The sequence below is a fragment of the Hymenobacter nitidus genome (genome assembly GCF_020447315.1).
Lineage (GTDB): Bacteria > Bacteroidota > Bacteroidia > Cytophagales > Hymenobacteraceae > Hymenobacter > Hymenobacter nitidus.
Genome location: NZ_JAJADQ010000001.1, coordinates 767307 through 782908, shown reverse-complemented (window position 1 = coordinate 782908; position 15602 = coordinate 767307). Strand labels below are relative to the sequence as shown.

The following is a 15602-nucleotide window of genomic DNA, read 5'->3' as shown; positions in this document are numbered from 1 at the left end:
GTCCGCGAGGGCTTCAGCTTCGTGGACTTGAGCCAGTATGCGGGAGAGGACTTGGCGCGGGCCCTGGCGGGGGAGAAGCAGGCCGACCTGGCCCGGGGCTACGACCTGAGCAGAGGCTCCCAGATGCGCCTGCGCATTGTGCAGCTGACGGAGGATCAATACGAGTTCATCTGGAGCCACCACCATATTATTATGGATGCCTGGTGCTCGCGGCTGCTCACGCAGCAGTTTACCGAGCTCTACCAGGGCCAGGTCAGCGGGCAGCCCGTGCAGCTGCGCGAGCGGTACAAGTATGCCGACTACCTGCGCTGGCTCGACCAGCGCGACCCACAGGCCTCGCTCAGCTACTGGAAAGAGTTGCTGCAAGGCTACGAGCAAACGGCTGCCTTGCCGGCGCAGAAGACCGACCAGGAATTCAACCAGCAGGAAGCTTTCTTCCGGCTTGAAGATGCCGACTTTGCCTGCCTGCAGCAACTGAGTGAGCGACTGGGCGTGACGCTGAGCACGGCAGTGCAAAGTGCCTGGGGCGTGCTGCTGAGCCGCTACACCGGCTCCCAGGACGTGGTGTTTGGCACCGTAGTATCGGGGCGGCCCGGCGAGCTGCCCGGCGTTGAGGAAATGGTGGGCTTGTTTATCAACACCATTCCGGTGCGCGTGCAATATGGCCGCGAAACGACGGTGAAAGAGCTGATTCATCAGGTACAGAAGCTGCACATTGCCAGTGAGCCGCACCACTACGCGCCCCTGGCCGAGGTGCAGGCACAAAGCGTGCTGGGCCGCAACCTGCTCGACCATATTCTGGTGTTCCAGAACACGAATACGGAGGAAGCCACTGCTGCCGAGCCAAGCGCCGAAGCATCGACCCTGGACATTCTTAATAAGGAGTCCTTTGTCCAAACCAACTTCGACTTCAATTTCATTCTCTACCCTTCGGCTACGCAGCTGGCTTACCGCTTCCGCTTCAATGCCGCTAAGTACGATGCAGGCTTTATTGAGCGTCTGGGGCAGCATTTTCAGCAGCTCATCAAAGCCTTTGTGGCGCAGGCCGACCAGCCCGTGTTGGCCGCCAACTACCTGACCGAGCAGGAACAACAGCAGCTGCGGGCCCAGTTCGACGCCACCAGCCTGCTGCCCCGCACCGAGGAAACCGTCGTGTCGCTGTTCGAGGCCCAGGTAGCGGCCACCCCGGCTCAGATTGCCGTGGTCTTCGACGGGCAGCAGCTCAGCTACGCCGAGCTGAACAGCCAGGTAAACCAGCTGGCCAACTACTTCCGGGCGCAGGGAATCGGGGAGGGCGCCAAAGTGGCCTTCTGCCTGAACCGTCCCCTGGAGGCCCTGACCAGCCTGCTGGCAACGCTCAAAATCGGGGGCGCATACGTGCCCCTCGACCCGCAGTTTCCGGAGGCCCGCAAGGCCTTTATGCTGGAAGACTCGCAGGCCCTGCTGCTAGTGACTGATGCCGCCAACCAGGCCGCCTTCCACGCCCAGCGCCTGCCGCTGCTGGCCATTGACGCTCCCAATGCCGCATGGCGGCAACAGCCGGCTACCCCGGTGGCAGCCGCGCTACAGCCCGCCGATGTTGCCTACCTGATTTATACCTCCGGCTCGACGGGCCAGCCCAAGGGTGTGATGGTAACGCACCGCAACCTGGTCGACTACCTGCGGGGCCTGCAAGCCAAGACGGGTATCGAGGCGGGCGAGTCGTTTGGCCTGCTCTCGACGCTGGCGGCCGACCTGGGCAACACGGTGCTGTTTGGCGCCCTGCTTACCGGTGGCACGCTCCACATGTTTGCCAAAGAAGCCCTGACCGACAGCGAAGGACTCCTGAGCTACTTTGCGGCCCACGCCATTGGCACCATCAAAATTGTGCCCTCGCACTGGAAAGCTCTGCAAACCAACCGGGTGCTGCTGCCCACCAAGCGCATCATCTTTGGGGGCGAAGAGCTGACCGGAGACATTGTGGAGCGCATTGAGCAGGCCGCCGGGCAGGCGGTGGAAATCTACAACCACTACGGCCCCACCGAGACGACCATCGGCAAGCTCATGCACCGCGTCGACTTTACGCGCAACTACCGCCGCGTGCCGATTGGCGAGCCGTTCTCCAACACGAAAGTGTACGTGGTAGATCAGCACCGCAGCCTGTGCCCGTATGGCGTGCCCGGCGAGTTGCTCATCGGGGGCGAAGGCGTAGCCCAGGGCTACTTTGGCCGCCCCGATCTGACGGCTGAGCGCTTCATTGCCGACCCCTTTGGCGGGCAGGGCCTAGTGTACCGCACCGGCGACCTGGTGACCTGGTCGGCCGAGGGCAGCATCACCTTCCTGGGCCGCATCGACCAGCAAATCAAGATCCGGGGCTACCGCATCGAGCTGGGCGAAATCGAAAACACGCTCAAGGGCATGGCTGGCATTCAGCAGGCCGTGCTGGTGGCGTACGAGAACATTCCCGGCGAAAAAGAGCTGGTGGGGTATTTCGTGGGCGAGGAAAAAACCGACCCGGCCGACCTGCGCCGCTACCTGCTGGAGCGCTTGCCCGAGTTCATGGTGCCGCTGCTCTTTATTCAGCTCAAGGAAATTCCGCTGACGCCGAACGGCAAGATCAACCGGCAGGCCCTGCCCAACCCGCAGACCTACGCCGACCAGCAGCCCAAGGAGTATGTGGCCCCGCGCACCGAAACGGAGGAAAAGCTTGTCAAGATCTGGCAGAAGATTCTGGGCAAAGAAGCCGTGGGCGTCACCGACAACTTCTTCACCAACGGCGGCCACAGCCTCAACGGCATTCTGATGCTGACCAAGGTGCACCAGCAGTTCGGGGTGCGCGTCGACGTGCTGACCCTGTTTGAAACGCCCGTTATTGAGGCTCTGGCCGAAGAAATTGAGAATGCCCTATGGGCCAAAAACGAAGCTGTGCACGACGAGGCGCATTCGGAGGAAGTAACGATTTAGAAGGCGGTATTCCGCCAGTTATAATACGAGTAGTAGGCTATTAGTACCCACATCCATTATGCTACCCATTAAAACCGATAACCCGATGAAACAATTTCTGAAGACGTTACGCAACGCCGATATCAATGTGAAAGTGGTGGAAGGCGAGCTGAAGCTGACCGCTAAAAAAGGCGCCCTTACCAATGAGATTCTGCAGGAGCTGAAGGCGCGCAAAGCCGAGCTGATAGCCTACCTGAACGTCCAGGAAAGCCAGGCCGGGTTCAACTCTATTCCGGCCGCCGAGGCGCAGGAGGGCTACCTGTTGTCGCCTTCGCAGTACCGGCTGTGGGTACTGAGCCAGTTTGACGACGCGCTGGTGGCCTACAACATGCCCGCCGCCAAGCTGCTGGAAGGGCCCCTGGATACCGCCTGCTTCGAGCAGGCCCTGAACGCGCTGGTCGAGCGCCACGAGATTCTGCGCACCGTATTCCGGCAGCAGGCCGGCACCGATGAGGTGCGCCAGTATGTGCTGAGCCCCGAGGCCGCGGGCTTCCGGGTAGAGCACCTCGATTTGCAAAACCAGCCCGATGCAGAGGCCCAGGCCAAAGCCTACGTTGCCCACGAGGCCCTGCGGCCCTTCGATCTGAGTGCCGGCCCCATGTTTCGGGCGGCGCTGCTGCGGCTGGATGCCGAGCGGGTGGTATTCTTCTTCAACATTCACCACATCATCAGCGACGGGTGGTCGATGAAGGTGCTGACCAACGAGCTGCTAACCTTCTACAACCAGTTTCAGCAGGCGCTGCCCCCGGCGGCGGCCCCGCTGCGCATTCACTACAAGGACTTTGCGGCCTGGCAGCACGAGCAGCTGCAGGCCCAGGGGCTGCAGTCGCACCAGGCCTACTGGCTCGAGCAGCTTAAGGGCGAGCTGCCCGTGCTGGAGCTGCAGTATGAGCTGCCGCGCCCCGCCGTGAAAACCTACAACGGCGAGATGGTGCAGTTCCGGCTCAGCAAAGACATTCAGGCCGGCCTGAAGCAGCTGAACGAAACCTACGGCGGCACTTCGTTTATGGGCATCATGGCCGCCCTGAACACGTTGTTCTACCGCTACACGGGTCAGGAGGATATTGTCATCGGCAGTCCCATTGCGGGCCGCGAGCATGCCGATCTGGAAAACCAGATTGGCTTCTACATCAATACCCTGGCGTTGCGCACCCAGTTCAGCGGCCAGGACAGCTTTTCCCAGCTCTACGAGCAGGTGAAGCGCAACACGCTGGGTGCCTACAAACACCAGCTCTACCCCTTCGACCAGCTCGTGGATGACCTGGGCGTGAAGCGCGACGTGAGCCGCTCGCCGCTGTTCGACGTGATGGTGGTGATGCAGAACACCGACCTGCAGTTTGGCGACCAGGAGGCCAGTGCTCAAACCTTTGCCGATCTGCGCATTACGCCCTGGCAGATGGAAGGCCGCCTGGTGAGCAAGTACGACATGACGCTGGCCTTTACCGAAGGTGCCAACGGTATCAGCATGGCTGTTCAGTACAACACTGACCTGTTTACGCCGGCCTATATCCAGCGCTTTTTCGCGCACTTCGCCCGCCTGCTCGAGCGTATCATCAGCGCGCCAAACGCGCCCCTGCACTCATTTGATTTCCTGAGCGAAGAAGAAGTTTACCGTCAAAAACATACCTACAATGCCAACCATCTATCTATCCCTCAATCAGCAACGCTGCACGAATTATTTACGGAGCGAGCTGCTACTCTGCTACTGGAGCGTGCGGTAGTATTCGAGAACCGCTCCCTGACCTACAAAGAGGTAGACGAGCTGTCGAATAAACTCGCGGGCTACCTGCTGGCTACCTACGACATCCAGCCCAACGACCGGGTAGGCGTGATGCTCGAGCGCAACGAGTGGTACGTCGTCACGGTACTGGCCATCCTCAAAGCCGGCGGCGCCTTCGTGCCCATCGACCTGGCCTACCCCGAGGAGCGCATTGCCTACATGCAGCGCAACAGTGAGCTGACCGTGCTGCTGAACGCCGCCGAGCTAGCCACCTTTACGGCGCAGAAAGACAACTACCCGGCCCTGGCACCCCAAACGAACGTGAAGGCCCAGGATCTGGCCTACGTTATCTACACTTCGGGCTCCACGGGTGAGCCCAAGGGGGTAATGATTGAGCATCAGGCTATTGTGAATACCGTGTTGACGGAGATTCACTCGCTGGAAATGAAGCCGGGTATTCGGGGCATGCAGTTCCTTTCGTCGTCTTTCGACGTGTCGGTCTGGGAGATTTTCACGATTCTGCTCAGCGGCGGGGAGCTGCACATTGCCAGCGACGCCCTCAAGAAAGACGCTACCGGCTACACCAGCTACCTGAATGAGCACCGCATTGAAATTGCGGCCATGCCTCCCGTGTACCTGCAGCTGCTCGATATTGAGCAGCTGCAGCACCTGAAGCAGCTCGTGACCGGGGGCGAAGAAGCCAACCTGGAGCTGATCCGGGCGTTCTGCCAGCACGGCGACTACATCAACGCCTATGGCCCCACCGAAGCCTCGGTGGTAGCCACTACGCACATTGTTAAGAAAGGCAGCGTGCCCGCAGGCTCCAAGATTCCGATTGGCAAGCCGATTGGCAACATGGAAGTGTACCTGCTGGACCCGAACGGCAACCTGCTGCCCGAGGGCATGATCGGGGCGCTCTACATCGGTGGTCCGGGCCTTTCGCGGGGCTACCTGAACCGGCCGGAGCTGACCGCCGAGCGGTTTGTGGCCCACCCCTTCAAGCCCGCCGCCAAGCTCTACCACACCGGCGACATGGCGCGCTGGCTGCCCGATGGCACGCTGGCGTTTGCGGGCCGGCAAGACGACCAGGTGAAAATCCGGGGCCACCGCATCGAGCTGCGTGAAATTGAGAACGTGCTGCTCACCTTTCCCACCGTTCGCGAGGCCGTCGTTATTGCCCGCGAAATGAGCGACCAGCCCAAGGAGTTGGTCACCTACTTCGTCAGCAGCAAGATTGAAATCGGCCAGGAGCTAAAGGCCCACCTGGCCAAGCACCTGCCCGCCTACATGGTGCCCGACTACTACGTGCAGCTGGAAAGCATTCCGGTGACGGCCAACGGCAAAATCAACAAGCAGGCGCTGCCCGACCCGGATTACCAGAAACTCTCGCGCGAGGCGGCCTACGTGGCCCCGCGCAACAAGGCCGAGGAAGTGCTGGTGGAGGTGTGGAAAGACGTGCTGAAGAAGGAGCGGGTCGGGGCCAAGGATAACTTCTTTGAGCTGGGCGGCGACTCCATCAAATCCATTATGGTCATCTCCCGCATCAAGGAGAAAGGCTACTCGCTGAAAGTGTCGCAGGTGCTGACCTACCCGCTGCTGGAAGACCTGGCTCAGAAGCTGACCAAGCTGGCCGGGGAGCTGGAAATCGGTCAGGACCGGGTGGAGGGCGCCGTGCCGCTCACGCCCATTCAGAAGTGGTTTCTGGAGCGCGACAAAGACGACAAAAACCATTTCAACCAGCCCGTGCTGCTCTACAGCAAAGCGCCCATCGACGAGGCCGCGCTGCAGGCTTGCCTGGAGAAGCTGGTCGACCACCACGACGCGCTGCGCATGACCTTCACGGAGCAGGACGGCTTCTGGACGCAGCACAACCAGGGCCAGGTGCCCCTGCGCGTGCAGGTGGCCGACCTGCGCGGTACGGAAAACGAGCTGGGCGCCTTCGCGCAGGAGGCCGAGAAGCTCCAGACCAGCATCAATCTGGCCAATGGCCCCCTGATTCAGCTGGGCCTGTTTCGCCTCTCCGACGGCGACCGGCTCCTGATGCTGGTGCACCACCTGGTAACCGACGGCGTCTCGACGCGCATTCTGCTCGAAGACCTCTCGACGCTGTATAACCAGTACACGAAAAACGAAGCGTTGAAGCTGCCGCTGAAAACGGTGTCGTATAAGTACTGGGCCGAGCAGCAGCTGGCCTACGCCGGTAGCGCCAAGCTGCAGAAGGAGGCCAAATACTGGAAGCAGGCCGTAAACGAAGACTACCAGACCCTGCCGCTGGATATGCCCGCGGGCAGCAACACCCTGGCCGACACCACCGACGTCACCATCAACCTGAGCCAGCACTACACCGAGCTGCTGCTCACCCGCTGCCACCGCGCCTACAGCACCGAAACCAACGACCTGCTGCTGGCCGCCTTCAGCCGGGCCGTCGACGAGGTATTTGCCATCGACAAGCTGCTGGTGAAGCTGGAGGGCCACGGCCGCGAACAGCTGGACAACGAGCTGGACATCAGCCGCACCGTGGGCTGGTTTACTACCATGTATCCCGTGAAGCTGGAAGCCGCCGGCAACCGCGACCTGATCCGGCACGTGGTATCGGTGAAGGAAACCCTGCGCAAGATTCCGAACAAAGGAATCGGGTACGGCATTCTCAAGTACCTGGGCACCGACGCTTCCTTCGGGATGAGTGCCGAGCCCCAGGTGAAGTTCAACTACAAAGGCGACTTTGGCTCCGGCGTTGAGTCGAAAGGCGGCGAGCGGGTGTTCGAGTTTTCCAACGAGAGCAAGGGCCAGAATATGAGCCCTGCCTTCAAGCGCGACTCCATCCTGGACTTCTCGGGCATCGTGATGAACAACAGCCTGAAGCTGTCCATCATCTACAGCCGCCACCAGTTCTTCCGGGAAACCATCGAGGCTCTGTCGGAGGCCCTGAACAAGCACCTGCTGCTGCTCATTGATGAGCTTTCGGGCCAGGATACCAAGAAGCTGACGCCCAGCGACCTGAGCTACAGCGACCTGAGCCTGGACGACTTTGATGCCCTGAACAAGGCGGAAGACGTCGAGGATATTTACCCGCTTTCGCCCCTGCAGCAGGGCATATACTACCACTGGCTGGTGCAGCCCGAGTCGAAAGCGTACGTGGTGCAAACCAGCTACCGCTTCTCGGGCAGCTTCGAGGTGGCCCTGCTCCAAAAAAGCTACGAGCTGCTGGTGGGCCGGCACGCTATTCTGCGCACCTCCTTCACGGCCGACTACGGCCACATCCCGCTGCAGATTGTGCGGGCCAACGTGAAGCCCAGCTTCTACTACGAAGACATTTCGGGCCTGGAAATGGAGGAAGTGGAGGCCTATCTGGCGGGCTACGAAGAGAAAGACCGCACCGACGGCTTCGACCTGCACCAAGGCTCCCAAGTGCGACTCAGCGTCATCAAGCTGGCGCCCCAGCACTACGCCTTCGTGTGGAGCACCCACCACATTCTGATGGACGGCTGGTGCGTGGACAAAATCACGGCGGAGTTCTACGAGCTCTACAGCTGCCTGCTGGCCGGCCAGCCCGTGCCGCAGACCCCCACCACGCCCTACGCCAACTTCATTCGCTGGATTGGGGAGATTGACAAGCAGGACTCGGTTCGGTTCTGGGAGAACTACCTGGCCGATTATCAGACGCCGGCTACCCTCCCGTTTGCGGCCAAAGTGCCCAAAGGCACGGCGTACGAGCTGAAGGAAGGCCTGCTCAAGCTGGATGAGTCGCAGACCGTGGCCATCGACCAGCTGTGCAAAAAGCTGAACAGCACCACCAGCAATTTCTTCCAGAGCGCCTGGGGCACGTTGCTGAGCTTCTACAACAATACCACCGATGTCGTATTCGGCAGCGTCGTATCAGGGCGCCCCGCCGACCTGGATGGCGTGGAGGACATCATCGGCCTGTTTATCAATACCATCCCGACCCGCATCCGCTACACGGCCGACACCACGGTCAGGGAGCTGCTGCAGGAAGTGCAGAGCCACGCCATCGGCAGTGAGGCCCACCACTACGTGCAGCTGGCCGATATTCAGGCCCGCACCGGCCTGAACGGGGACTTGTTCAACCACCTGATGGTGAATCAGAACCGTCCGGCTCAGAAAAACGCGGCCCCCGCCGCGGCCCAAGCCGCGCAGGCGGAGCCCGATACGGTACTGCTGGGCTCCAAGGCCGTCGACCAGACCAACTACGACCTGAATATCATCGTCAAGTCGAATCCGGACTCTACCCGGGTGTGGTTTAAGTACAACAGCGCCGTGTATTCCGAGGAGGCCATTGAGCGCCTCAAGGAGCATTTTCAGCGCGTCATCAACGCCTTCGTGGTGGAGCCGGACCGCAAAGTGGCTCAGCTCACCTACATCAGCAGCCGCGAGCAGGCCCAGCTGCTAACCGATTTCAACCAGACCGAGGTAGACTACGGCCTGGAGAAAACGGTGGTGGAGCTGTTTCAGGAGCAAGTGGCCCACACGCCGGACAGCCCGGCCGTGGTGCACGGCGCTACCACCCTGAGCTACCGGCAGCTGGACGAGATAAGCACGCAGCTGGCTCACTACCTGCTGGAGCAGCACCGGGTGCAGGCCAACGACTTCGTGGGCATTCAGCTCTACCGCAGCGAGTGGCTGGTGCTGGCCGTGCTGGCAACGCTCAAGGTGGGCGCGGCCTACGTGCCCATCGACCCGGAGTATCCGCAGGAGCGCATCGGCTTTATTCGGCAGGATAGCAACAGCCGACTGGTGCTGGATGCGGCCGAGCTGGACCGTTTCCGGGTACTGCAGGCCGGCTACGCCACCCAGTGGAATAACGGCGCCATTGCCCAACCTACGGACCTGGCCTACGCCATCTACACCTCCGGCACCACGGGCCGGCCCAAGGGCGTCCCGATTCAGCACCGCAGCCTGAGCAACTACGTCAGCTACGCCGCCCAGACCTATGCGGCGCTGCCCGGCACCCGGCAGGCGCCGGTCTTCCCGCTGTTCACGTCCTTCTCCTTCGACCTGACGGTGACCAGCATTTTCGCGCCCCTCGTGACGGGCGGTAGCATCGTAGTGTATGGGCAGGAAGGCCTGGACGAAGTGCTAAGCGACATTTTCTGGGGCGACCAAGCCATCAGCGTGGTGAAGTGCACCCCGATTCACGTGGGTCTGCTCAGCGAACTGGGGCGCCGTTCCACGGCTGTGCGCAAGGTGATAGTGGGCGGGGAGCAGCTCAAGGAAAAGCACGTGGCCTACCTGCTGTCCATCAACCCCGATATTGAAATCTACAACGAGTACGGCCCCACCGAAACTACCGTCGGAGCCACTGTGGCCAGGATTGACCGTTATGCTCCCGAAATTACCATCGGCAAACCGATTTCGAACACCGAAATAGTGGTGCTGGACGCGCAGCAGCGGCTGGTGCCGGTGGGCGTGGTCGGGGAGCTCTACATCGGGGGGCGGCAGCTGGCCCGCGGCTACTGGAACCGGCCCGCGCTGAGCCAGGAGAAGTTTGTGGCCCATCCCTACCAGGCCGGGGCGCGCCTCTACCGCACCGGCGACCTGGGCCGCTGGCTGCCCGACGGCTCGCTCGACTACCTGGGCCGCATCGACCACCAGGTCAAAATCCGCGGCTACCGGGTCGAAACCGAGGAAATCGAGCGGGTACTGCTCACGCACCCCAGCCTTACCGAGGCAGTTGTGCTGGCCTCGCCCAATGCCAAAGGCGAAGCGGAGCTGGTGGCCTACTTGGTGGTGAACGACAGCGTGGAGCTGGACGAGATGCGCGGCTACCTGGAAAGCAAGCTGCCCGCCTACATGGTGCCCAGCTACTTTGTGGAGCTGCCCCAGCTGCCCCTGACCATCAATGGCAAGCTGGACCGGCTGGCCCTGCCCGACCCGCGCCTGAGCAGCCTGGGAAGCAGCGTGGCCTACGAGGCCCCGCGCAGCTACACCGAAGAGCAGCTGGCCCTAATCTGGCAGGAAGTGCTGGGCGGCACCCGCCAGATCGGGGTGCACGACAACTTCTTCTCCCTGGGCGGGCACAGCATCAAGCTGTTTGAGGTGGTTCTGCTGATCAAGCGCGATTTTGAGGTGAAGCTCGACGTAAGCACGGCCTTCAGCTACCTCACCATCGAGAGCCTGGCCCGCGAAATTGACCGCCGCCTCTGGGAAAGCCAGGAGATAGAGAGTGAATACGAAGGCAAAGTGGAGAAAATCACTATCTGATCTACCGTTATGAATCCTATACAAACTATTCTGGATACGCTGGCGGAGAAGAAAATCCGGCTGGTGATTACCGAACAAGGCAACCTAGATGTATCGGCACCGGAAGGCGAGCTTTCCGCGCCCATAATTGCCCTGCTCCGCGAGAATAAAGCGGCCCTGATGGCCTACCTGGGCCAGGCCACCCAAATTGGCTCAGCCCCCGCCCAGCCCGCCTATGAGCTGTCATCGGCTCAGTCGCGCCTCTGGATTGTAAGCCAGTACGGGCAGGCCTCGGTGGCCTACATCATGGAGGGGCAGCGCGCCTTCGGGGCCCTGCACATCGGGCATTTCGAGCGGGCGGTACACCATATCGTCGACCGGCATGAGATTTTGCGAACAGTTTTCCGGGAAGATGAGCACGGCGACATCAAGCAGTGGGTGCTGCCCCGGGAGCAAACCGGCTTTGTGGTGCAGCACCTGGACCTGCGCCGGACTCCCGACACTGCCGCGGCGCTGGCGACGGTCCGCAAAGAGCTGCGCCGGGAGTTTGACCTGGCCAACGGCCCGCTTTTCCGGGCCGTACTGTGTCGCCTGCCCGGCAATGCGCACCAGTTTATGTACAGCATGCACCACATCATCGGGGATGCCTGGTCGATGGACGTGCTGACTACTGAGCTGGCGGCCTGCTATGCGGCTTATCAGCAAGGCCAGGAGCCGAATCTGAAAGCCCTGCCGGTGCAGTACAAGGACTATGCCCACTGGGAACAGCAGCAGCTGCGCAACGGGAGTTTTGCCCGGCACCAGGCCTATTGGCGCAAGCAGTTCGAGGGCGAGCTGCCTTCCCTGGAGCTGCCCGGCGACAATCCGCGCCCGGCCGTGAAAACGTACCGGGGCCGGGCCATCAATCTGCGCTTCAATCAGGAGCTGACTACCGGTATCAAAGCCCTGAGCCACCGGTTGAACGGCACGCTCTACATGGGCCTGCTGGCTTCCCTGAAGGCGTTGCTGTACCGCTACACGGGCCAGCAAGACATCATTATCGGCAGCCCCATTGCGGGTCGCAACTACGAAGGCCTGAGCCAGCAGATCGGGTGCTACGTGAACACGCTGGCCCTGCGTACCCGCTTCGAGGCCCAGCACACGTTCGAGCAGCTGTTTGGGCTGGTGAAGCAGACCACCTTAAGTGCTTACGAGCACCAGAGCTACCCTTTCGACCGGCTGGTCGACGAGCTGAGCCTGAAACGGGACGCCGGCCGCTCCGCCTTGTTCGATGTGATGCTGGTGCTGCAGAATACGGGCGAAAAAGCGGCCAACGCCCGGGGCACCGAGCCCGAGGCCGGGCAGGTCGACGACCTGGGCCAGCGGGCCAGCAAGTTTGACCTTCTGTTCAACTTCAAGGAAGCCGGCAATATTCTGGAGCTGTCCATCGAGTTCAACGAGGACATCTACAGCAAAGCCACCATCGCGCAGCTGGCCAACCACTACAAAGCCCTGGTGGCAGCTATGTGCCAGCAGCCCGCCCTGCCCGTGCAGCAGGTAGAATACCTCACCAAAGGCGAGCAGGCCGAGCTGTTGCAGACCATCGGCAGCGGGCCAGCAACGAGCCCGGGCGAGAAAACCCTGGTGCACCTCTTTGCCGAGCAGGTGCAGCTGCGGCCCGACGCTACGGCCCTGCTGGTCGGCGAGGCCACCTTCACCTACCGCCAGCTCGATGAAGTTTCCAACCAGCTGAGCCGCTACCTGCAGGCCCGGCACGGGGTAGGGCTCGAAGACCTGGTCAGCATCCGGCTGGGCCGGGGCGAGTGGATGATTGTCTCCATTCTGGCCATTCTGAAAGCCGGCGCCGCCTACGTGCCCATCGACCCGAGCCACCCGCAGGAGCGCATCGAATACCTGCTGCAGGATAGCCAGTGCAAGGCCTGCCTGGATCAGGCCGAAATTGACCGTTTCCTTGTGAGCCGGGGCCAGTACGCTGCCACGCCTCTGTCCACGGCCCTGCTGCCGACCAATCTGGCCTACGTCATTTACACTTCCGGCTCTACCGGGCAGCCCAAGGGCTGCGCGCTTGAGCATGGCGGCGTCATCAACCGCCTGCAGTGGATGTGGCAGACCTACGGCTTCACGCCCGAGGATGTGGTACTGCAAAAAACCACCTTCACCTTCGACGTATCGGTTTGGGAGTTGCTGCTGCCCTTGTGCTGGGGCTGCAAGCTGGTGCTGTGCCAGCTCGACGATATCTATTCCCCGAGCCGGATTACGGCCCTGGTTGCCCGGCATCAGGTAACCCAGATGCACTTTGTGCCGAGCATGCTGAGCGCCTTCATGGGCGACGTGCTGGAAACCGATGCGCAGGTGGCAGCCCTCAACAGCCTGCGGCGGGTGTATACCAGCGGCGAGGCTTTGCCGGTGGAGAGTGTGCGCAAATGGTACAGCAAGCTGGCCATTCCCATCAGCAACCTGTATGGACCTACCGAAGCCTCCATTGAGGTAACGTACTTCGATACCAACCCCGCGACGGATAAGGTGACGATTGGCAAGCCGCTGCCGAATACGCAAATGGTGGTGCTAGACGCGCAGCAGCGGCTGGTGCCGGTGGGCGTGGTCGGGGAGCTCTACATCGGGGGCCGGCAGCTGGCCCGCGGCTACTGGAACCGGCCCGCGCTGAGCCAGGAGAAGTTTGTGGCCCATCCTTACCAGCCCGGGGCGCGCCTCTACCGCACCGGCGACCTGGGCCGCTGGCTGCCCGACGGCTCGCTCGACTACCTGGGCCGCATCGACCACCAGGTTAAAATCCGCGGCTACCGCATCGAGCTGGGTGAAGTAGAAAGTGTGCTGAGCACGCACCCCGACCTGGAGCACGTAGCCGTGCTGGCGAAGGTCAGGACGGGTGCCGAGGCCGAGCTGGTGGCCTACTTGGTGGGCCGGCAGCCCCTGGAGCCCGAAGATCTGCGCAGCTACATGCGCCGCAAGCTGCCCGAGTATATGGTGCCCACATGCTTCGTGCAGCTGGAAAGCATGCCCCTGACCAGCAGCGGCAAGCTGGACCGGAAAGCACTGCCGGAGCCTGCCGCAGGCAGCAGCGTAGCCGCCAAACCCTACGAGGCTCCCCGCAACGAAGCAGAAGCCCGCATGGTCGAGCTGTGGAAAGTGCTACTCAACAAAGAGCAGGTCAGCATCCAGGATAACTTCTTTGACCTGGGTGGCAACTCTATTAAGTCAATCCGGCTGGTGTCGTTGCTGCGGGCCCAGGGCTATGCCCTCACCGTTATCGACGTGCTGACCTACCAGGTGCTGGAAGTGCTGGCCGAACGCCTCACCCCGATTGAGGCGGTGGAAGCTGCCTGCGGCAAGGAGCGGTTTGCCCTGGGCGCGGGCACCGGCGGCCACACCTGGACGCCGCTGTCCTGGCATCAGCAGGGCTACTTCGTGGGCAGCGGGCTGCTGGCCAGCAAAGGGCTGGCAGGTCCCATTGTCCTCTCCAAATTCGACAAGGAATCCTTCGAAAGCGCTTATACAGAGCTACTATCGGCTTTTCCGGTGCTCCGCACGGCCTTTGCCGATACGGGCATGCGCGTGCTACAGCGCGTTGTACCCGTGGGCGAAGTAGTACCGACAATCATCTACGATGAAATAGCCACGGCCGAGGAGCTGGACGCGGCTCAGCAGCGCCTGCAGCAGCAGCTACAGCTGCCTTTCGCCCTCGACAGCCCCCAGTTTATCCGCTGTGGTGTCATTCACGGGGGCGGGCGGGCCATGGTTTACCTGTGCATTCACCACGCCATCACCGATTCGTATTCCAATGATTTGATCCTTAAATCATTGTTTAATTTGTGCGAGTTGCGTGGCCAGAGCCTTATGGCGGCGCAGTCGTACCCCTCGTATTTCGACTACATCGAGTGGCAGCAGCGCTACCTGGCCTCCGATTCGGCCAAGTCCCAGCTACGCTACTGGCAACACCAGCTCCGGCTGGATACTGCGGCCGAGAGCCCCGCCCAGGCGGGCGGCACAGGCGTTGTGGTGGAAGAAACGTGCTACCTGGAAGAAGAAATGCTGCAGCAGGCCCAGGCTTTCTGCAAAGCCAACGCCACCTACCTGAGCAGTCTGCTCGTCACTGCATTCAGCCAGCTGCTGCCCCCGCGGGCCGATGCCTCGGCGGTGCTCATCAACGTGGTTTCCACGGGCCGCGACCGGGTGGTTCCGGGCCTGAACCTGCAGGAGCTGGTAGGAGTGGTGGCCGATGCGTTTCCCGTGAAAATCGGGGTGAGGCAGCCGGAGCAGCCGTTTGTGCAGCACCTCGGCCTCGTTACGCAGGCCATTTTGGACGGGCGCAGCAACCAGGATATTCCTTTTGAAAGAATTGCCCAGGAGTTCGAGAAACTCAACGCCCTGCCGCTGCGGACTGCCCTTTCGGGTATGGTCAACTTCCAGGACCAGTCGGATAAGCCGGTTGCCGGGCTCCAGCTGCCCGTAAGGAAAGTGGTGGAAGGCCCAGCGGGCAAAACCGGCTTCCCGGACCCGGTGCGCCTCACGGTGGTTCAGTACCAGAATGCCCTCAAGCTCACGGTTCGGTACTGCGTAGAAACCCCCGCGCACGGCCCGAGCAGCCAGGACGCGTATGGCTCCGGCCTGCTGACGCTGCTGCGCACCGTGCTGGCTTCTACTGCCGAAGCAGTACTGGCGTAGCCCGCGGGCGAGCCGGCGG

3 protein-coding genes are annotated in these 15602 nt (G+C 61.7%); all 3 read left to right on the top strand.

The features are described from left to right. The coding region (locus LGH70_RS03310; protein ID WP_226182663.1) for a non-ribosomal peptide synthetase at positions 1–2943 on the top strand (2943 nt) is incomplete at its 5' end. 58 nt (positions 2944–3001) lie between these two features. Then, positions 3002–10921, top strand: coding sequence for a non-ribosomal peptide synthetase (locus LGH70_RS03305; protein WP_226182661.1), 7920 nt, complete (start codon positions 3002–3004; stop codon positions 10919–10921). Positions 10922–10930: 9 nt separating this feature from the next. Beyond that, a complete protein-coding gene (locus LGH70_RS03300) occupies positions 10931–15583 on the top strand; it encodes a non-ribosomal peptide synthetase (RefSeq protein WP_226182659.1) in 4653 nt (1550 codons plus the stop codon). The last annotated feature ends 19 nt before the right edge of the window (positions 15584–15602 follow it).

What these genes read in the sequence shown, in the direction of transcription:
- LGH70_RS03300 (WP_226182659.1), top strand. Translation starts at nt 10,931, where the DNA reads ATGAATCCTATACAAACTATTCTGGATACGCTGGCGGAGAAGAAAATC.
- LGH70_RS03305 (WP_226182661.1), top strand. Translation starts at nt 3,002, where the DNA reads ATGCTACCCATTAAAACCGATAACCCGATGAAACAATTTCTGAAGACG.